General features: G+C 67.4%; 18 protein-coding genes. 11 read left to right on the forward strand and 7 right to left on the reverse strand.

The window, feature by feature from the left end:
* The first annotated feature begins 9 nt into the window (after positions 1 to 9).
* From IEW15_RS03930 to IEW15_RS03940, 3 genes are all read left to right on the forward strand, one after another.
* Positions 10 to 504: a cache domain-containing protein gene (locus IEW15_RS03930; RefSeq protein WP_188575119.1), complete on the forward strand. Its 495-nt coding sequence runs from the start codon at positions 10 to 12 to the stop codon at positions 502 to 504.
* A gap of 62 nt (positions 505 to 566) precedes the next feature.
* Positions 567 to 983, forward strand: a complete 417-nt coding sequence (locus IEW15_RS03935; RefSeq protein WP_188575122.1) for a hypothetical protein — start codon at positions 567 to 569, stop codon at positions 981 to 983.
* A gap of 63 nt (positions 984 to 1,046) precedes the next feature.
* Positions 1,047 to 2,468 (forward strand): PepSY-associated TM helix domain-containing protein, encoded by a 1,422-nt coding sequence (locus IEW15_RS03940; RefSeq protein WP_188575124.1) that lies wholly within the window; start codon positions 1,047 to 1,049, stop codon positions 2,466 to 2,468.
* Between the two features lie 45 nt (positions 2,469 to 2,513).
* Here the strand turns inward: IEW15_RS03940 and IEW15_RS03945 are convergent, their stop codons facing one another.
* The 3 genes from IEW15_RS03945 to IEW15_RS03955 all read right to left on the reverse strand — a co-directional run bounded on the left by IEW15_RS03945 (position 2,514) and on the right by IEW15_RS03955 (position 4,513).
* Positions 2,514 to 3,473: a helix-turn-helix domain-containing protein gene (locus IEW15_RS03945; RefSeq protein WP_188575125.1), complete on the reverse strand. Its 960-nt coding sequence runs from the start codon at positions 3,471 to 3,473 to the stop codon at positions 2,514 to 2,516.
* A gap of 125 nt (positions 3,474 to 3,598) precedes the next feature.
* Positions 3,599 to 3,961: a nuclear transport factor 2 family protein gene (locus IEW15_RS03950; protein WP_188575126.1), complete on the reverse strand. Its 363-nt coding sequence runs from the start codon at positions 3,959 to 3,961 to the stop codon at positions 3,599 to 3,601.
* Between the two features lie 78 nt (positions 3,962 to 4,039).
* Positions 4,040 to 4,513, reverse strand: coding sequence for a 2,4'-dihydroxyacetophenone dioxygenase family protein (locus tag IEW15_RS03955; RefSeq protein ID WP_188575128.1), 474 nt, complete (start codon positions 4,511 to 4,513; stop codon positions 4,040 to 4,042).
* A 299-nt stretch (positions 4,514 to 4,812) separates the two neighbouring features.
* Between IEW15_RS03955 and gloA the strand changes: the two genes are divergently transcribed.
* A complete protein-coding gene (gloA, locus tag IEW15_RS03960) occupies positions 4,813 to 5,349 on the forward strand; it encodes a lactoylglutathione lyase (protein WP_188575130.1) in 537 nt (178 codons plus the stop codon).
* 33 nt (positions 5,350 to 5,382) lie between these two features.
* Here the strand turns inward: gloA and IEW15_RS03965 are convergent, their stop codons facing one another.
* Positions 5,383 to 6,438: an isopenicillin N synthase family dioxygenase gene (locus IEW15_RS03965; RefSeq protein ID WP_188575132.1), complete on the reverse strand. Its 1,056-nt coding sequence runs from the start codon at positions 6,436 to 6,438 to the stop codon at positions 5,383 to 5,385.
* 310 nt (positions 6,439 to 6,748) lie between these two features.
* On the opposite strand from IEW15_RS03965, the gene IEW15_RS03970 reads away from it, so the two are divergent.
* Genes IEW15_RS03970 through rutR form a run of 5 tightly spaced genes read left to right on the forward strand, consistent with a single transcriptional unit; the run spans position 6,749 to position 12,070 of the window.
* Positions 6,749 to 7,729 carry a BMP family protein gene (locus IEW15_RS03970; RefSeq protein ID WP_188575134.1) on the forward strand — a complete coding sequence of 327 codons (981 nt, stop codon included), beginning with the start codon at positions 6,749 to 6,751 and terminating at the stop codon, positions 7,727 to 7,729.
* A 55-nt stretch (positions 7,730 to 7,784) separates the two neighbouring features.
* Complete coding sequence (locus IEW15_RS03975; RefSeq protein WP_188575136.1) at positions 7,785 to 9,353, forward strand: ABC transporter ATP-binding protein; 1,569 nt, start codon at positions 7,785 to 7,787, stop codon at positions 9,351 to 9,353.
* On the forward strand, positions 9,350 to 10,471 hold the full coding sequence (locus tag IEW15_RS03980) for an ABC transporter permease (protein WP_188575138.1): 1,122 nt from the start codon (positions 9,350 to 9,352) through the stop codon (positions 10,469 to 10,471). The genes IEW15_RS03975 and IEW15_RS03980 overlap by 4 nt, the downstream gene beginning before the upstream one ends.
* Positions 10,468 to 11,412: an ABC transporter permease gene (locus tag IEW15_RS03985; RefSeq protein ID WP_188575140.1), complete on the forward strand. Its 945-nt coding sequence runs from the start codon at positions 10,468 to 10,470 to the stop codon at positions 11,410 to 11,412. Before IEW15_RS03980 ends, IEW15_RS03985 begins: the two co-directional genes overlap by 4 nt.
* A gap of 4 nt (positions 11,413 to 11,416) precedes the next feature.
* Entirely contained in the window at positions 11,417 to 12,070 is a 654-nt protein-coding gene (gene rutR, locus IEW15_RS03990; RefSeq protein WP_188575142.1) for an HTH-type transcriptional regulator RutR, read from the forward strand.
* Here the strand turns inward: rutR and IEW15_RS03995 are convergent.
* Positions 12,054 to 12,881, reverse strand: coding sequence for an alpha/beta fold hydrolase (locus IEW15_RS03995; protein ID WP_188575144.1), 828 nt, complete (start codon positions 12,879 to 12,881; stop codon positions 12,054 to 12,056). The genes rutR and IEW15_RS03995 overlap by 17 nt on opposite strands.
* A 62-nt stretch (positions 12,882 to 12,943) precedes the next feature.
* Positions 12,944 to 13,720: a 3-hydroxybutyrate dehydrogenase gene (locus IEW15_RS04000; protein ID WP_306432578.1), complete on the reverse strand. Its 777-nt coding sequence runs from the start codon at positions 13,718 to 13,720 to the stop codon at positions 12,944 to 12,946.
* A gap of 602 nt (positions 13,721 to 14,322) precedes the next feature.
* On the opposite strand from IEW15_RS04000, the gene IEW15_RS04005 reads away from it, so the two are divergent.
* Positions 14,323 to 15,246, forward strand: a complete 924-nt coding sequence (locus IEW15_RS04005) for a cyclase family protein (RefSeq protein ID WP_188575213.1) — start codon at positions 14,323 to 14,325, stop codon at positions 15,244 to 15,246.
* Positions 15,247 to 15,462: 216 nt separating this feature from the next.
* On the opposite strand, the gene IEW15_RS04010 is transcribed toward IEW15_RS04005, so the two are convergent.
* Positions 15,463 to 16,317 carry an MBL fold metallo-hydrolase gene (locus IEW15_RS04010; RefSeq protein ID WP_372402053.1) on the reverse strand — a complete coding sequence of 285 codons (855 nt, stop codon included), beginning with the start codon at positions 16,315 to 16,317 and terminating at the stop codon, positions 15,463 to 15,465.
* Between the two features lie 296 nt (positions 16,318 to 16,613).
* Here IEW15_RS04010 and IEW15_RS04015 point away from each other — a divergent pair, with 296 nt between their 5' ends.
* On the forward strand, positions 16,614 to 17,447 hold the full coding sequence (locus IEW15_RS04015; protein WP_229707803.1) for an MBL fold metallo-hydrolase: 834 nt from the start codon (positions 16,614 to 16,616) through the stop codon (positions 17,445 to 17,447).
* The last annotated feature ends 58 nt before the right edge of the window (positions 17,448 to 17,505 follow it).

Here is a 17,505-nt window from a genome sequence, read left to right on the forward strand (position 1 = left end):
AGATGGCCGATGCGGCGACACCTGCCCACCCTGCTGGCGGCCTTGGCCTTGCCCCTGATGGCGATGACGGCGACTGCCGCCCCCAGGCTTCATCCGGGAGAAACCGGCCACGGGCCCGCCGATGCGCAGGCGATGGTGGCGCGCGCCGTCGCCTATTTCGACACCCATGGCGAGGCGGCCGGACTTGCCGAGGTGACGCGCGGGCCCCGTGTCTTCAATGATGGCGACCTCTATGTCTTCGTCTATGACCTGGACGGCACCTGCCGTGCCCATGCCCGCCGGCCAGGACAGGCCGGCAGCAACCTGCGCGGCATCCGCGACCGCAATGGCGTGGCCTTCATTCAGGACTGGATCCGCATCGCCCGGTCGCCCGCCGGTGCCGGCTGGTCACGCTATGACTATGCCCATGAGGCGAGCGGGCGCGTGCTTGAGAAACAGGCCTATATCCAGCGCAGCGGTGACCTGCTGATCGGCGTCTCGGCCTTCCTCTATCCCGACGACTGATGCCTGCGACACTCTGTCGCAGTATCCGGCCGGTGGTCCTGCGGCACAAAGGGGCCATGATAATGCGCAGCCGGTCAGCCGGCGGCCGCCGCAGCGGGCGCCGCCATCGCCATGGCCTCGCCGCCTGGGCCATCGCCCTGGCGGTGATCCTGCGCGCGATGCTGCCGGCCGGCGTGATGCCCGATCCGACGGCACGCGCCGATGGCCGCTTCGACATCGTCACCTGCCTGGGGCTGGTGATTGCGGCCCCGGGCGAGGCATCGGGTGATGGCAACACCACCGGCGCCGGCACGGTCTGCGATTTCGCCGTCACCGCCATGGCCGACCGTCTGCCGGTGCCGGTCGCCCTGCCGCTGCCGGCCATGGTGGCAGAGCCCCGGCCACAGGTGATGATCCCCGCCGCCGCGCCGGTCACCGCCCGCGCCGGCCCGCCTCTTGGTGCCACGGCACCACCGCGCCCGCTCCCGACCCTCGCATAACGCGCGCCGCCGCCTGCCAGCGGCCGCGCATCTGTTGCTTCAGGTTGCGGATCGGACCTTCTGATGACCATCACGGCCACACCCGCGCAGGCACGCGCGGCGACGGCCACGCTGGGGCGCGCGCTCTATCGCGGCCTCTGGCGCTGGCATTTCTTCGCGGGGCTGATCGCCCTGCCCTTCCTGCTGCTGCTGGCCACCACCGGCGGCCTCTATCTCTACAAGGACAGCCTGGATCGGCTGATCGACGGCCGGCTGCTGGTGCTGGACCAGCCGGTCGCGGCCGGCGATGCGCTGGTGCCGCCATCGGCGCTGATCCGGGCCGTCACCGAACGCCACCCTCAGGCCACCGTCACCGCCTATCTGGCACCGGCGGCCACCGACCGCAGCGCCGGCATCGCCATCCGAGATGCCGACGGCACCGCCCGCACGGTGTTCCTGGACCCGCGCGATGCCGGGGTGCTGGGTGACCGTGCCGATCTGGCGGCGCCGATGATGGTGGTGCGCCGGCTGCACAGCCTGATCATCGCCGGCGACATCCCCAATCTGATCATCGAGGTCGTCGGCGGCTGGACGGTGTCGCTGATCCTGACCGGCGTCTATCTGTGGTGGCCGCGCGGGCGCGGCGGACAGAACGCTGGCGGCGTGTTCTGCATCCGCACGGCGTCCCGCGGCCGGCCCGGTCCGGCCGGGCGGGTGTTCTGGCGCGATATGCACGCGGTGATCGGCATCGTCGTGGCGCCGGTGATCCTGTTCCTGGCGCTGTCGGGCATGGCCTGGACCCAGGTCTGGGGGCCTGCGGTGCGCGGGGCCGCCACCGATGCCGGCCTCGGCTATCCGCTGGGTGTCTGGCAGGCGGTACCGGTCTCGCCCGTACCGACATCGGCGCTGGGGGACACCGCCTGGACGCTGGAAGACGCGCCATTGCCGCGATCGGTGGCACCGGCCGGCAGTGGTTCTGCCATGCCCGATATCGGCATCGACCGCGCCGATACCATCGCCCGCCGGCTTGGCGTCGCCCCCGGATACAAGCTGTCGGTGCCCCGGGCGCCCGACGGGGTTTATACGGCGATGGTGTTTCCGCATGATCTGGCGCGCCAGCAGATCATCCATTTGAACCGCTGGACCGGCGAAACCCTGATCGATGCCCGCTATGCCGATTACGGCACCGTTGCCCGGCTGACCGAATGGGGCGTCAATGTCCATATGGGCCAGGAATATGGCCCCGTGAACCGGCTGGTGCTGCTGATCGCCTGCATCGGCCTGGCCGCTATGTGCCTGGCAGCACCGGTGATGTGGTGGAAGCGCCGCCCGAAGGGCCGGCTGGCAGCACCCCGACAGGTTGAAGGCCGGGTGATGGCGCGTGCAGCCGCCCTGATGCTGGTGCCGGCGGTGATCTTCCCGGTGATGGGGGCCACCATGCTGGCGGCACTCGCCGCCGAAACCGCGGCCTTCCTGATCGCACGCCGCCGCCATGCCGCCACCTGACCAGCCACCACCTGACCGGCCGCGCGTCTTCGACGACCGGCGCGGTCAGCCATGCGGGCTGTGCCGGAAGTCACTGGGCGACGTGCCATAGGCCGCCTTGAACCGGCGGCTGAAATGGGCGGCGTTCTGAAAGCCCCAGGAAAAGGCGATATCGGTGATGGTGCGCTGCGCCATCACCGGGCTTGCCAGATCGCGGCGACAACGGCGCAGACGCTCCGCGATGACGTATTGCGACAGGGTGATGCCTTCCGGCTCGAACAGGCCATGGAGATGGCGCAACGACATGCCCGTCGCGGCCGCGATCCGCGCCGGCGACAGCGCCGGATCGTCGAGATGCCGTTCGATATGCGCCTTCACCCGCAGGATCTGCGCCTCGCGCAGCCCGCCCGGCGGACAGGCTGCGTGACCGGCATCAAGCGCGCCCACCAGCACGCCCAGCATCGCTTCCGTCAGCGCATCGCCACGCCCCACCCGGCCCGACAACACCGCTGGCGCCATCATACCGATAAAGTCGGCAACCACGGCAGCCGCGGCCGATCCCGCCGGCATCCGGCTGTCGATCGCGTGCCAGGATCCGGGCAGCCACTGCCGCAACCGCGCAAGCGGCATCAGGACCGAGATCTTGTGCAGACGCTCGACCACCTCGAAGCGCATCGGCCGGGTGGTGTTCCAGATCAGCACGTCACCGGCGCCAAGCACCATGCCCCTGCCATCAATGGTGAAGTGCTCGCGCCCGCCAAGCACCAGTTGCACCGCCATCTGATCGGGCTGGTCATGGGACATGCCCGGCCGCTTGCGTATGCCGCCACATGGATCGCAACGGCATTCGATCACCTGAAAGCTGTCGATGCTGCGCTGCAAGATCTCCACGTCGAAAGCCGCCTGCGCCGGGCCGGTCAGCGTCCAGGCGTCATAGACCCGGCATAGTCTCTCGCGCCACGCCTCCTGCTGGTCTTTGTCCTCATGGATGGCGCTTCGCCACACGGTCTCCGTAGTCATGGCCATGGCGGATGTCCTCCCGGACCGACGTCTTCTTGTTATTCAACGTCATTTTCGTCCCACACGACATGATCCTACCATGATGGCGGCGATGGACAACGCAATCCGCCCGCCCGGCATCCCTCTCCCCTTCAGGCCGACAGTGATGTGAAGCTCTGGATCACGATCCGGCCATCGCGCACCACCAGCGTATCGGTTGCCATCGCCACGAAAGGCGGTGCCGACCAGACGAGATAGGCAACCTCGCCCTCGACAATCTGCCGGTCTATCCGGAACGCCTCCCAGAACGCCGGAGACACCCCGCGAAGGAAGGCCTCGAAGAAGCCACTGATCTCGACGGGGCCGCGATGAACGCCATCCGGCGTGATCACCACCGCATGCTCGGCATAATCGGACAGAATGGCGGGCACGCCGTCGGCGAAGGCCGCGAGATGATGCGCGAGCACGCGCTCCGTCGCTGCGGTGGCATCATCCTGCCGGGCACTCATGGACATGGGACTGATCCTCGATATCTGCGGGGCGCCGGCCGGCCGGCGCCCCCTGGCGTTGACCTGACCGGATCGGATGCGCCCTCAGGCCGCATCCACCTCTGCCAGAAACGCCTGCCATGCGCCCTGTGCCTCGGCCCAGCCGATATTGGCGATCACCTGGCCATCGGCCTGGATGAAGGCCAGCGGCCCCAGGAAGGTCATGTAGAATTCGCTCGGCTCAGGAAAGAAGGTCCGGTCATGGCGCGCGCCCGAGGATTCGTAGCCATAGCCGGGTGCCACGGCGGTATCGCCCCCCTGATCACGGCCGCCGCGAACGTCCATCCGCCCTCGGGTCAGGAAATATTCGCCAGGACCGGTGTGGATATGGGCGGCGAAGGATGACCCCGCCGGACAGGTGAAGATCGCGGTCCAACTGCCCGCCTCAGGCGAGACATGCAGCAGTTTCCAGGTGATGCCGCCGGCCGAGAAGGCGTCGGGAAACGGCGCCCACGGACCATCGTCGATCTGGACGTATTCTTCGGGGCTCTGCGCTTTGGCAATCTTGCCGGTGGACATCTGCACGGGTCGTCCTCCCATCGTCATGCTTGTCTGCGCCCGTCGTTTCGCGGCCGTCACCTGATCGGATCAGGGCCTCTTGCGGGCTTGAACAGGCTAGCGACAGATGGGCCGGGCCGCATGTCTGGCGGTGCAGTCTGATCCGGCTGTGCGTGCGCATGCCCGTTCAGGACATGCCGGCGCAGCCGCGATCGGGTTATGGTGCCGACATGGCCGGTGCGGTCATCCGCGCCATGCCCCGGCCGCACCGAACTGATGTGACGACCATCCCTATGTGACGACGATGGCGAGGATACCCCATGGCCAGTACTGATGGCGCCCCCCTGGCAACCAGCGAGACGGCGACCAGCGACTTCGTGCTCAATCAGACCATGCTGCGGGTGCGCGACCCTGAACGGTCGGTGGCCTTCTATGGCGAGGTTCTGGGCATGCGCCTGCTGCGGCGCTTCGACTTTCCCGAGATGAAATTCTCGCTCTACTTCATGGGCTATATGGGTGCCGACGACGCGCCGGTGCCGGAAGATCCGCGCGCCGCCGCGGAATGGGTGTTCCGGCAGAAGGGGGTTCTGGAGCTGACCCATAACTGGGGCACGGAAACCGACCCTGATTTCGCCGGCTATCACAATGGCAATGCCGAACCGCGCGGCTTCGGCCATATCGGCATCACCGTGCCCGATGTCGAGGCGGCCTGCACGCGCTTCGAGGCGCTCGGCGTCAGCTTCGTGAAACGGCCCGACGAGGGCCGGATGAAGGGGCTGGCCTTCATCCGCGACCCCGACGGCTACTGGATCGAGATTCTGTCGGCCGGTGGCCTTGCCGCGCTGATCGTGCCGTAGCCACGCGATGACGACAGGCCGATGGCGGCCGGTTCAGCCGGCATCGGCCTCGCCACCCGCCTTGCGATAGGAAAAGGTCTCGTCGAAGCGCGACAGGATATAGGCGCCCGAGGTGACGGTCGGATAACGCGCCGGGCGTTCAGGCGTGACGCAGGTCTCCAGCACCTCGATCGGGGTGTCGTAATCGGGGCCGAAGAAGAACGGGATCGAATAGCGCTCACGTCCTGAACGGTTGATCGCCCGATGCACGGTCGAGGCGAAGACATCATTGGTCCAGCGCGCCATCTGGTCGCCGACATTGACGATGAAGGTGCCGGGGATCGGCGGTGCCTCGATCCACTCGCCGGCGCCGTTGACCACCTGAAGCGCCGAGATGCCGGCCTGCTGGTTCAGAATGGTGAAGCACTCATAATCCGAATGCGCGCCGATGCCGATCTGGCTCTCGTCGACCGGCCCGTCCTGGCTGGGATAATGCAGCACGCGCAACTGCGCCATCGGCTTGCCGATCAAGGGCTCGAAATGATCCTCGGGCAAGCCCAGCGCCAGGGCGAAGCCGCGGAAGATCCGGCGGCCAAGCCCGTACATCTGGGCGTAATAGGCGTCCATGGCCGGGCGGAAGCCATCAAGCTCCGGCCAGACATTCGGCCCGTACATCGATTTGCCGGCCAGCACGTCCGGATCATCCGCCGGCACCTCCAACGCCATGTCGAAGGCTTCATGCACGTCGCCGCGCGCGGTGGGATCGGTGTTCTCCTCAAGCAGCGGCACATAGCCGCGATGATTGGTCGATTTGCGGATGTGGATCTGCATCTTCCGATCCATCGGCAGCGCGAAGAAATCGCGGGCCGCCACATAGGTCGCCTCGATCGCCGCCGGATCGACCCCATGGTTGCGGACATAGAAAAAGCCGACGCGGGTGCAGGCATCGCGCACCGCATCTCCCACCGCCATCCGCTCGGCAGCACTGGCTGCAGGATCGACCAGCGCCTGAAAATCGATCACCGGAATATCGGTGAAGGCGAGGCTGCGGGCGGCAAGCCCGGTTGCGACGAGTTCGCGCGGCCCGTTGCCGGTCTGAACCACGGCCATGGTCTGGGGTCTCCGTTCGGCTGTCGGTGAAGATGGCCCGCCGGAGCGGGCGAAGCGGATGCCAGCAAGAAGCGGACCACAGCGAGAGACGGCCGGCCATGCCGCCGTGGAGTGGCGGCGAATTCCGACCAATTGGTCAAAATATAGACAACATTCCCTGTCTGTTCATAAATTATGCACGCATGGCGATGCAGCGGCAGCCAGTTCGGGCAGCGAGCGGTTCATCTGCGGCCATCGGGCAGAGCGGCACGGGCCTTGCTTTACCGATGCCCCAGCACGCATCCCCTCGGCTCTGAAGGACCGCCACACCATGGCCATTTCGCGCCTCGCCCGCCGGCTCGGCATGTTCGCCGGCGTCACCGCCATCATCGCCGCCACGGCGTTCACCGCCCCTGCCGTCCGCGCCGCCGACGAGGCCGTGCGCGTGGCCGCGGTTCTGCCCGGCAGCATCCGTGATCAGGCCTGGAATCAGAGCGCCTATGAAGGGCTGATGAAGGCCAAGGAGACCATGGGCCTGGATGTCGCCTATGCCGAGGGCGTGGCGGAACCCGACCAGTTGTCGGCGATGCGCGATTTCGCGCGCCGCGGCTATGGCGTGGTGATCGGCCATGGCGGTGAATTCCAGGATCCGGCCGAAAAGCTGGCCCGCCAGTTCAAGGACACGCTGTTCGTGGTGTCGTCGGGTGCCGAGGCCGGCGGCAATGTCGCCACGATCAATTTCGACTACACCCAGCTTGGTTACGTGCTGGGCTATATGGCGGCGAAACTCTCCACCAGCGGCACGATCGGCTGGCTGGGCGCCACCGAGATCAAGTTTTCGACCGAACTGGTCGATGGCTACACCAAGGGCGCCGAGGCCGGCCGGCCGGGCACCAGGGTGCTGGTGACCTATATGGGCGACTGGAACGATGTCGCGAAGGGCAAGGAAGCCGCCAGCGCCCAGATCTCGCAAGGCGCCGATGTGATCTTTCCGACCATGGACCTTGCCTCCAACGGCGCGCTGACCGCCGCCAGGGAAGCCGGCATCAAGGCCTTCGGCATCTATTACGACGCCATTGTCGACTGGCCGGAAACCGTGGTGCAGTCGGTGATCATGGATGTGAACGCGGCACTGGTGCACTTCCTGGAAGACGCCAAGGCCGGCAAGGCCGGCGGCAAGGCTTACGTCTATGGTCTGGACACGCCCGATGCCGCCCGTTTCGGCAGCTTCCATGCCGACGTGCCGGCCGAGGTGAAGGCCGAGGTCGACCAGTTGATCAGCGATCTGGCCAGCGGCAAGCGCAAGATCTGAGCGGTATGGCCCGACAGCCGTAAGCCCCCTCCTCGACACAAGGACCAGACCGACCATGCCGCGCCTGACGCTCGACGGCATCGCCAAAAACTTTGGTGGTGTTCCGGCCCTGGCCGACGTCACCCTGGATATCGCCCCCGGCACCGTCCATGCGGTGCTGGGGGAGAACGGCGCCGGCAAGTCGACGCTGATGAACATCCTGTCGGGGCTGTATCGCCCCGACGCGGGCACGGTGCGCCTGGATGGCCGGGTCGTGCCGCCGGGCGACCCGAAGCTGGCGCTGGATCATGGCTTCGGCATGATCCACCAGCACCTCACGCTGGTCGACCGCTTCACCGGTGCCGAGAACATCGCGCTGGCGACCGGCGGCGGCGTGGGGACCGGCGTGATCGCCGCTGCCGCAGCCGGCCGGGCGCTGGCCCGCGATCTGGGCTTCTCGGTCGATCTGGACCGGCGGGTCGAAGAGATGCCCCCCGGCATGCGCCAGCGGGTCGAGATCCTGAAGGTGCTGGTGCGCGGCGCCACGATCGTGGTTCTGGATGAACCGACCAGCGTGCTGACGCCGGCCGAGGCGTCCAGCCTGATGGCGGCCTTGCGGCGACTGGCGGCTGCCGGGCGCACGGTGCTGCTGGTCACGCACAAGCTGGCCGAGGTGTTTGCCGCCGCCGATGCGGTGACCGTGCTGCGCCGTGGCCGGCTGGTGGCGACGCTGCCGATCGCCGCCGTCGATGCCGACGGGCTGGCGGCCCTGATGGTCGGACCGGGTGAGGCGGCGATGCCGGCACCGGCGGCAGGGGCCGAGGTGATGCCGGCCCCCGCCGCCGGCCATGACAATGCGGTTCCCGTGCTGGAGGTGGCGGCGCTGGATGTCGACGACGACGCCGGCCGGCCGGCCGTGCGTGGCGTGTCGTTCCGCATCCATGAAGGCGAGGTGCTGGGCATCGCCGGCGTCGACGGCAATGGTCAGGCCGAGCTTGCCGAGGCCCTGGCTGGCTTGCGCCGGCCGCGCAGCGGCGACGTTCTGGTCGACGGGGTCACCGTGGAACCCGGCCGGCCGCGCCAGCGTCTGGCGCGCCACCGGGTCGCCTATGTGCCCCGCGACCGCCACCATGCCGGGCTGGTGCTCGACATGGATGGCAGCCGCAACCTGATCCTGCGCGACGTGGACCGGCCACCCGTGCGGCGGCGCTTCGGCATCATCGACCGGGTGCTGGCCGCGGCACGCCTGACCCGCGCTGTGGCGGATTTCGATGTGCGCGGCGCGGTGAACGGCCCGGTCCGGGCCCTGTCGGGCGGCAATCAGCAGAAGCTGGTTCTGGCGCGGGAACTTGGCCATCAGCCCCGATTGCTGATCGCCGAACAGCCGACCAAGGGGCTGGACGTGGCCGCAACCGCCTTCGTTCAGCGCAAGGTTCTGGCCCTGACCGCGACGGGGGCCGCTGTCCTGTACATCTCGACCGAACTGGATGAACTGCGCATGGTCGCCGACCGGATCGCGGTGATGAGCGGTGGCCGGATCACCGGCATCCTGTCGCGGGACGACGCCGATCTGCAAAGCCTGGGCCGGCTGATGGGCGGCATCGATCGCCCGTCCACCGACGACACTGCCGGAGCGGCGGCATGAGCGTGGATCTGCGACGGCTCGCGGCCGGGCCGGCGGTGCCGGTCGGCGCGGTGGTTCTGGCACTGGCGGTGGGGGGCCTGCTGATCGCGGCCACCGGCGGTGACCCGATCGACCTGGGTGGCCAGATCGTCGATCGCGTGCTTCTGGATTACTGGGGCATCTCGGATCTGCTGGCGCGGATGGCGCCGCTGCTGCTGGCCGGCATCGCCGTCGCCATCCCCTTGCGCGCCGGGCTCTATAACGTCGGCGCCGAAGGCCAGATCTATATGGGTGGGCTGTTTGCCACCGTGGTTGCCCTGCGCATGCCCGACGATGCCAATGCCCTGCTGGCGATCACGGCCGCGACGCTGGCCGGTGCACTTGGCGGGGCGTTGTGGGCCGGTATTGCCGGCGTGCTGAAGGCACGGCGCGGCATCGACGAGGTGGTGACGACCCTGCTGATGAATTACGTGGCCCTGAACCTGATCAGCTATGCCGCCAGCGGCCCGTTGAAGGCGCCCGGCGCCCCCTATCCCTATTCGCCCGAGGTGCCCGACATCGTGCGCCTGCCACTGATGATGGCCGATACCGAAGCCCATATCGGCCTGCTGGTCGGGCTGGCGGTGGCGGTGATCGCGCGCATCGCGCTGGCGCGCACCGCCTGGGGCTTCGGGGTCGAGGTGGCCGGCAAGGCGCCGGGTGCGGCGCATTATGCCGGCATCGCGGTCGGCCGTACCACCATCATCGCGTTTGCCCTGGGCGGGGCCGCTGCCGGGCTTGCCGGCGCCTTCGAGGTGATCGGCCTGAAGCACCGGCTGTTCGCGGGCTTCGCCTCGGGCTATGGCTATGACGGATTGGTGGTGGCCTTCCTGGCCGGTGGCGATCCGGTGTGGTCGATGGTGGCCGCCGCGTTCATGGCCTTGTTGCGCACCGCCGTGACCACTCTGAAAAGCGCCGGGCTGGATGCCACCGCCGTCACCATCGTTCAGGGCCTGATCGTGCTGTTCGCGGCATCCGGACTGGCGCTTCAGCGCCATGGCGCCTTCGACCGGCTGTTCGCCCGCACGCGACCCGCGCCCACGCAGCCCCCGGCTTCTGCCTCGGGAACGGCGTCTGCCTCGGGAACGGTGCAGCCATGATCGACCTGTTCACCAACCCCACAGCCCTGGCCGATCTGTTCGCCACCATGCTCCGGCTGTCGGTGCCGCTGGTGTTCGCCGCCATCGGCGGTGTGTTCTCGGAACGCGCTGGTATGGTCAATATCAGCCTGGAAGGATCGATGATCCTGGGCGCCTTCGGCGCCTCATGGGGGGCGATCGCCGGCGGCTCGGCCGGGTTCGGCGTGGTGGCCGGCGCCCTGGCCGGCGGCCTGCTGGGGGCCGGGTTCGGCATCGCCACGGTCTATGCCGGCGCAAACCAGATCGTCGCCGGCATCGGCGCCAATCTTCTGGGCCTGGGGGTCGCGGCCTTCCTGCACCGGCTGACCGCAACCGGCCGCGCGGCCGAAAACCGTGTGCCGGGATTTGCCGACATCACCATCCCGGGGCTCGCCGACATCCCGATCGTCGGCAAGGCGCTGTTCGCGACCGATCCCATGACCTGGGCCGCCATTCTGGCGGTGCCGCTGGCAGCCCTGGTTCTGGCCCGCACCGGGCTTGGCCTCCGGCTGAAGGCGGTGGGCGAGAACCCGCGCGCGGCCGATGTCGCGGGCCTGTCGGTCAGGCTCTACCGGCTGGGCGCCGTCACCCTTTGCGGCATGCTGGCCGGGTTGGGCGGCGCTGTGCTGGTGCTGTCGCAGGTGTTTCTGTTCACCGAAGGCATGACCGCCGGCAAGGGTTTCATCGCGGTGGCGGCGGTCATTCTGGGGCGCTGGTCGCCGCTTGGCGCCGCGGCCGCCTGCCTGCTGTTCGGGCTGTCGGATGCGATCCAGTTGCGCCTGCAATTCGCCAACACCGATGTGCCGTACCAGTTGTTCGTGGTGCTGCCTTATCTCGCGGCCATCCTGACCCTGGTGGGCCTGGTCGGACGCAGCCGTGCGCCGCAGGCCTCAGGCCAGTTCTATCGACGGGAGAGCCGCTGAGCCGATGGAGGCCACCCGCACCCCAGCCCCGTCACCGCAGCCTCGCCGCCACCGGGCATCGGATGAACGCATCGATCGGATTCTGACCGCGGCGGTGGCGGTGTTCTCCCGCGTCGGGCTCGACGGCGCGCGGATCGAGGGCATCGCCCGCGAGGCCGGCATGTCCAAGACCAACCTGCTCTATTACTTCCCGACCAAGGAGCGGCTGTATACCGCTGCCCTCGACCGGGTGCTGAACCGCTGGCTGGAACCGCTGCGCGAGATCGATGCCGCCTGCGAGCCGCTGGCGGCGATCCGCGGCTATGTGCTTGAAAAGCTGGTGTGGTCCAGGCGTGATCCGGCGGCATCGCGGCTGTTCGCGATGGAGATGCTGCGCGGTGCGCCGCTGCTCCGGCCGATTCTGGACGGGGCGTTGAAGGATCTGGTCGACGACAAGGCCCGGGTGATCGACGCCTGGGTCGCCAGCGGCCGCATGGCGCCGGTCGACCCGCGGCACCTGATCTTCGCGATCTGGGCCACCACCCAGCATTACGCCGATTTCGCGGTGCAGGTCGAAGCGGTGTCAGGCGGCGGCACGCTGGATGACCCGGCCTTTGCCGCCCGCACCGCCGACAACCTGACCCGGCTGCTGCTCGACGGGATCAGACCGCGGGGCTGATGGCACCCACCGCCCGGCGCAGCACCGCAAACACCGCCTCCGGGGTTTCGTGCAGCATCATGTGGCCGGCCCCCTCGATCGCGGTCACCTCGGCATGGCGCAGGCCCTCGGCCAGAGCCCTGCCCTGTTTGGCGCGGGTCATCTTGTCGGCTTCGCCCACCACCACGTCGACCGGCACCGACAAAGCCGCGGCAAGGTTGAGGGTGCTGCCAAAGCTGTCGCAGGCCGTGAGGTCGGCAAACAGCACCCCCGCCGGCGTGTCGGCACCATTGGCGCGTGCTTCCGCGCAATACGGCCCGTCAGGGATGCCATAGGACCACTTGTTCATCAGCCCCTGCGCCGCGGCCGGATCGGTGCGGGTCTGTTCGAGCAGGTCGGGATTGACCGCGATCTGATCGGCCGGCGCCAGCAGCACCAGCCGCTCGACCTGGATCTGGTCGTCGCCCGACAGCAGCAGGGCGGCTTCCATTGCGATCAGCGTGCCCATGCTGTGGCCTGCCAGCACACAGCGCCGCACACCGGCCGCCTTCAGCGCCGCCACGATCCAGGCGGCGCTGTCGCCGATCCGGATCAGAGGCTCGCCCTCGCTGCCCTGCCGGCCGGGCAGATCGAAGGCGATGATCGGCGACGGGATGCCGGCATGATCGAAGACCGGCCGCCAGAAGCGCCGATCCAGCCCGGCGCCGTGCAGCAGCACCAGAACCGGCCCCTCGCTGGCCGAGGGATCGCCCTGCACCCGCGCCGTGACGGGGTTGCCATTGACCATATAGACATGCGGGTCGGTGCCGGTCGTGGGGATATCGGTCGACATGGGATCGGGGGCTCCGGGGCTCATGGATCGGCGCGCGGCCGGTTTTCTGGGGGTGGGGTGGATCAGCGGGCGGTCCAGGCGCCATCGACCGGCAGGCTGATGCCGGTGATGTTGTCGGCGGCCGGGCTGCACAGGAAAACCGCGACGCCACCAAGCTGTTCCGGCGTGGTGAAGCGCAGCGTCGGCTGCTTTTCAGCCAGCAGGTCGCGGCTGGCTTCCTCGATGTCGATGCCGCCTTCCTTGGCCTTGGCCTCGATCTGGCGTTCCACCAGCGGCGTGCGCACCCAGCCCGGGCAGATGGCATTGCAGGTGACACCGCTTTCGGCGGTCTCAAGTGCCGCCACCTTGGTCAACCCGACGATGCCGTGCTTGGCTGCCACATAGGCCGACTTCTCGGCCGATGCGACCAGACCATGGGCGGAGGCGATGTTGAGGATCCGCCCCCAGCCCCTGGCCTTCATTCCCGGCAGCGCCAGCCGGCTGGTATGGAAGGCGGAGCTGAGATTGATCGCGATGATCCGGTCCCATTGGGCGACCGGGAAATCCTCGATCTTGTCGACATGCTGGATGCCGGCATTGTTGACCAGAATATCGACACCCTTTGGCGCCGCATTCGCGAACAGCGCCTCGATCTGGTCGGCCTTGCTCATATCGGCGCCGTCATAGACCACCGCGACGCCGCAGGTCCGGGCAATCTCGGCGACCAGGGCCTCGATTTCCGCCGCGTCGCCGAAGCCGTTCAGGATCAGGTCGCAGCCTTCCGCGGCCAGCGAGCGGGCAATCGCCAGGCCGATGCCACTGGTCGATCCCGTGACCAGGGCGGTCTTTCCCTTGAGCATCATGACGAAACGGCTCCTTTGTGCTCGGACGGGGCGGCCCCGTCGACCGGATGCCCCCCTTGGGACGTGATGACCCTGTCATGCGGACCAGTGCTCCGCAGGGTGACGCGGCATCCGGCCGCGCCGCAGGCTCAACCCGTGCCGCAGTCTAGCGCTGCCCGCCCGGCCACGGCCAGCGTGAAGCAGCGTATCGCCTGCTGCGGCGCACGCCCTGCCCTGATGATGTGAGCATGCGCACAAATTCCAAATCATGTTTGAAATGTCTTTAGTGACGCGAATCTTATCCGAAGATTTCGCATAACGGGACCAAAACTATAATTGCCTTGCGCATGATACATCTTCGGTTAACCATCTTCAGCAATGGGGCCGGATAATGCGACGTCAGATCACATGTCGAGAAGATGCCCCATTGAGCGGATGCCCGATCCACCGGCCACGATCCATCGGCCGATGTGGGACGGGCATGTCAGTGAACCGGGCGGTAGCAAGCGACCCGGACACGACAGGCGGAGCGCCGGGCCTTCCTCAGGTCCGGGCTCAGGGAGGAGATCCAGAGGATGACCGACCGGAACCACACCACCGTGCACCGCGGCCTGACCACAATGGTCGCGGCAGCCATGTCCTGCCTGATCGGCGGCGCAGCGCTTGCCGCCGACGACTGGACCAAGTCGAAATGGGGCCCGGACGACCAGATCGGCGCCGCCAACAATCTCAACGCCGAAAAGGTGCTGGAAGCCTCGAAGCTGATCACCACCGGCAAGACCTACGCGCTTGGCATCGAGATCAACAGCCAGACCCCGGCCTATGCGCCCCGCAGCTTCAAGATCTATGTCGTCCAGCCCGGTCAGGTTCAGGGCGGCAGCCTGGGCAGCACCAAGACCACCTATAACGACGACATCATCGAAGGCTGGCTCGGCATCGGCAGCCAGATCGACGGGCTGGGCCATATCGGCATCGATGGCGTCTACTACAATGGCAACCACGCCAAGGACTTCGTCGACATGTCCGGCCTGAAGAAGCTGGGCATCGAGAAGGTACCGCCGATCACCACCCGCGGCGTCATGCTCGACATGGCGGCCCATTACGGCACCGATGTCGTCAAGGAAGGCACCGCCTTCAACAAGGCCGAGATCGAGGCGGTGGCGCAGAAGCAGGGCGTCGAGATCCGCAAGGGCGACGTGGTGCTGTTCAACACCGGCTGGATCAGCCTGATCGGCAAGGACGACAAACGGTTCGGATCAGTCGAACCCGGCCTTGGCGTTGAAGGTGCCCGCTATCTGGCCGAAAAGGGCGTGGTGGCGGTGGGCGCCGATAGCTGGGCGCTGGAGGTGATCCCCTTCGAGCCGGGCACCGGCGTGTTCGAGGTGCACCAGGTTCTGCTGGCGCAGAACGGCATCTATATCCTTGAGAACATGAACACGGCCGAACTCGCCGAGGACAAGGCCTACGAGTTCATGTTCGTGCTGGGCCAGCCCCGTTATACCGGCGCCGTCCAGGCGATCATCAATCCTGTCGCCATCCGCTGACGGGGCCGGCCTTGACTTGAGAACAGGCCTTGCCGTCCGGTGATGGCAGCACGCGGGACGGCAGATCCGGCACGGGCGGGCACTCTTCCAGTTCCCGGCCCGTCCGTGCCCGCCTTGGGGACGGCGCAATCGGCGACCCGGCGCCGTCCTCTCTGTCGGCCCGGTCGGCCCGGCCCGGTCGGGTCAGACCGGCCGCAGTTCGGACGTACCGGCTGATCAGCGCGGCAGGATCCGGCAGGTGCCGGCGATCAGATCCACGATCATGCCCTCGCGTGCCACCAGCGCGCCCGGCCACATGGCATGGGCATCGGCGCCCACCCGGTCCATGAAATCGTCTTCATGATCGGGATCGTGGTGAAAGATCGCCAGTCTGCGGGCACCGGCATGGCGGGCCAGTCGAACACCTTCCTGCCAGGTGGAATGACCCCAGCCGACTTTCCCCAGAAATTCGGCGTCGGTATAGGTGCTGTCGTAAATCGCCAGATCCACGCCGTCCATCAGCGCCAGCACGTTTTCATCGGGGGCACCGGGGCAATGCTCGGTATCGGTGATATAGGCGACCGAATGGCCGGCATGGTCGACGCGATAGCCGGTGGCGCCGTCGGGATGGTTCAGCGGCAGGGTCCGCACCCGGATATCGGGGCCGAGCATCAGCGTGTCGCCGGCGGCGAAATCATCGAAGGTCATGTCGGCATTCATGGCGGCGAGCGGCACCGGAAAGGTCGGCGACTGCATCTGCCGGTCGATCACCCGCCGGATGCCGCCGGTCGCGATCAGATGACCCGCCAGCACCTCGAAGCGGTTGCCCCGGCGGAAGGCCGGCGAAAAGAACGGAAACCCGACGATATGGTCCCAATGGGTATGAGACAACAGCAGGGTCGCCGTGCGGGTACCGGCCATGTTCATCTGATGGCCAAGATCACGCAGACCCGTGCCTGCATCGAATATGAGTTGGCGGTCGCCGCATGTGACCGCCACACACGACGTATTTCCGCCATACCGCATATGGCGCGGGGTCGGGCAGGCTATGCTGCCGCGAACACCCCAGAAGGCGACGGAGAAGGTCATCATGCGCCCGTTCGTCGTGATCCACCGGTGCTGCCCTGAACGGTAGTCTGTGGAAGCGCCGACGGCAAGATGTGCGCGGTTTGCATCATGCACTGGAAGCGGGCACACTGCCCGGCGGGGAGTATGCATGACCGCGGCCAATAGACGCAGCGGCTGCACGGGCAGGGACAGATCGCGTGAGCACCCAGGCGGACCGGCCATGCCGGAACTGCACGGGGTGACGTCGCCGTTTTGTCACCAAGATCGTGGACACTCGCGGGGTCAGACAGGAGAGGCCGCTCCACTTGGCGGATAAGAGATTGGTAAACAAGCAGGAATTCTGGGTGAAGTTCTGGGGCGTGCGCGGCAGCATCGCCTGCCCCGGCCCATCGACCGTGCGCTATGGCGGCAACACGTCTTGCCTTGAGATGAGGTGCGGCGAAAAACGGCTGATCTTCGATGCCGGGACCGGACTCAGGGTTCTGGACGAGGGCCTGCGCCTGAAGGTGCCGGTCGAGGCCGATCTGTTCCTGACCCATACCCATTTCGACCATATCTGCGGCTTTCCGTTTTTCTCCACCGCCTTCGACCCGCGCAACACCTATCGGATGTGGGCGGGCCATCTGAAGCCGGAACGGGGCCTGCGCGACCTGCTGTGCACCTTGATGAGCGATCCGGTGTTTCCGGTGCCGGTCGAGATCATGAAGGCGGATATGAGTTTCCGCGACTTCCTGCCCGGCGACGTCCTTGAGCCGCATCCCGGCATCCGGATCCAGACCGCCCTGCTCAACCACCCACAACGTGCGGTGGGCTATCGGGTGGAATTCGACGGCCGGTCGATCTGCTATATCACCGACACCGAACACCCGGTCGAGGGGGTCGATCCGCGGGTGGCCGAGCTGGTGGCCGGTGCCGACATCATGATCTATGACGCGATGTTCACCGACGCCGAATATCCGGCCCGCGTCGGCTGGGGGCATTCCACCTGGCAGGCCGGCATGCGGCTTGCCGATACCGCCGGCGTGAAGACCTATGTCGTCTTCCATCACGATCCCGCCCATGACGATACGATCATGGACGGCATCGCGGCCGAGGTCGCCGAAGGCCGGCCCGGCAGCGTGGTCGCGCGTGAGGGCATGGTTCTGGAACCGTGATCCGCCGTCGCGGTCGAGCGAACCGGATGGCGGCGGGGTGGAACACTTCACCTCGCCG

This window comes from Tistrella bauzanensis, from assembly GCF_014636235.1.
In the GTDB taxonomy this organism is placed as follows: Bacteria; Pseudomonadota; Alphaproteobacteria; order Tistrellales; family Tistrellaceae; genus Tistrella; species Tistrella bauzanensis.

Coding starts and splice junctions, on each gene's coding strand:
- IEW15_RS03930 (WP_188575119.1), top strand. CDS start 10: ATGCGGCGACACCTGCCCACCCTGCTGGCGGCCTTGGCCTTGCCCCTG.
- IEW15_RS03935 (WP_188575122.1), top strand. CDS start 567: ATGCGCAGCCGGTCAGCCGGCGGCCGCCGCAGCGGGCGCCGCCATCGC.
- IEW15_RS03940 (WP_188575124.1), top strand. CDS start 1,047: ATGACCATCACGGCCACACCCGCGCAGGCACGCGCGGCGACGGCCACG.
- IEW15_RS03945 (WP_188575125.1), bottom strand. CDS start 3,473: ATGGCCATGACTACGGAGACCGTGTGGCGAAGCGCCATCCATGAGGAC.
- IEW15_RS03950 (WP_188575126.1), bottom strand. CDS start 3,961: ATGTCCATGAGTGCCCGGCAGGATGATGCCACCGCAGCGACGGAGCGC.
- IEW15_RS03955 (WP_188575128.1), bottom strand. CDS start 4,513: ATGTCCACCGGCAAGATTGCCAAAGCGCAGAGCCCCGAAGAATACGTC.
- gloA (WP_188575130.1), top strand. CDS start 4,813: ATGGCCAGTACTGATGGCGCCCCCCTGGCAACCAGCGAGACGGCGACC.
- IEW15_RS03965 (WP_188575132.1), bottom strand. CDS start 6,438: ATGGCCGTGGTTCAGACCGGCAACGGGCCGCGCGAACTCGTCGCAACC.
- IEW15_RS03970 (WP_188575134.1), top strand. CDS start 6,749: ATGGCCATTTCGCGCCTCGCCCGCCGGCTCGGCATGTTCGCCGGCGTC.
- IEW15_RS03975 (WP_188575136.1), top strand. CDS start 7,785: ATGCCGCGCCTGACGCTCGACGGCATCGCCAAAAACTTTGGTGGTGTT.
- IEW15_RS03980 (WP_188575138.1), top strand. CDS start 9,350: ATGAGCGTGGATCTGCGACGGCTCGCGGCCGGGCCGGCGGTGCCGGTC.
- IEW15_RS03985 (WP_188575140.1), top strand. CDS start 10,468: ATGATCGACCTGTTCACCAACCCCACAGCCCTGGCCGATCTGTTCGCC.
- rutR (WP_188575142.1), top strand. CDS start 11,417: ATGGAGGCCACCCGCACCCCAGCCCCGTCACCGCAGCCTCGCCGCCAC.
- IEW15_RS03995 (WP_188575144.1), bottom strand. CDS start 12,881: ATGTCGACCGATATCCCCACGACCGGCACCGACCCGCATGTCTATATG.
- IEW15_RS04000 (WP_306432578.1), bottom strand. CDS start 13,720: ATGCTCAAGGGAAAGACCGCCCTGGTCACGGGATCGACCAGTGGCATC.
- IEW15_RS04005 (WP_188575213.1), top strand. CDS start 14,323: ATGGTCGCGGCAGCCATGTCCTGCCTGATCGGCGGCGCAGCGCTTGCC.
- IEW15_RS04010 (WP_372402053.1), bottom strand. CDS start 16,317: ATGATGACCTTCTCCGTCGCCTTCTGGGGTGTTCGCGGCAGCATAGCC.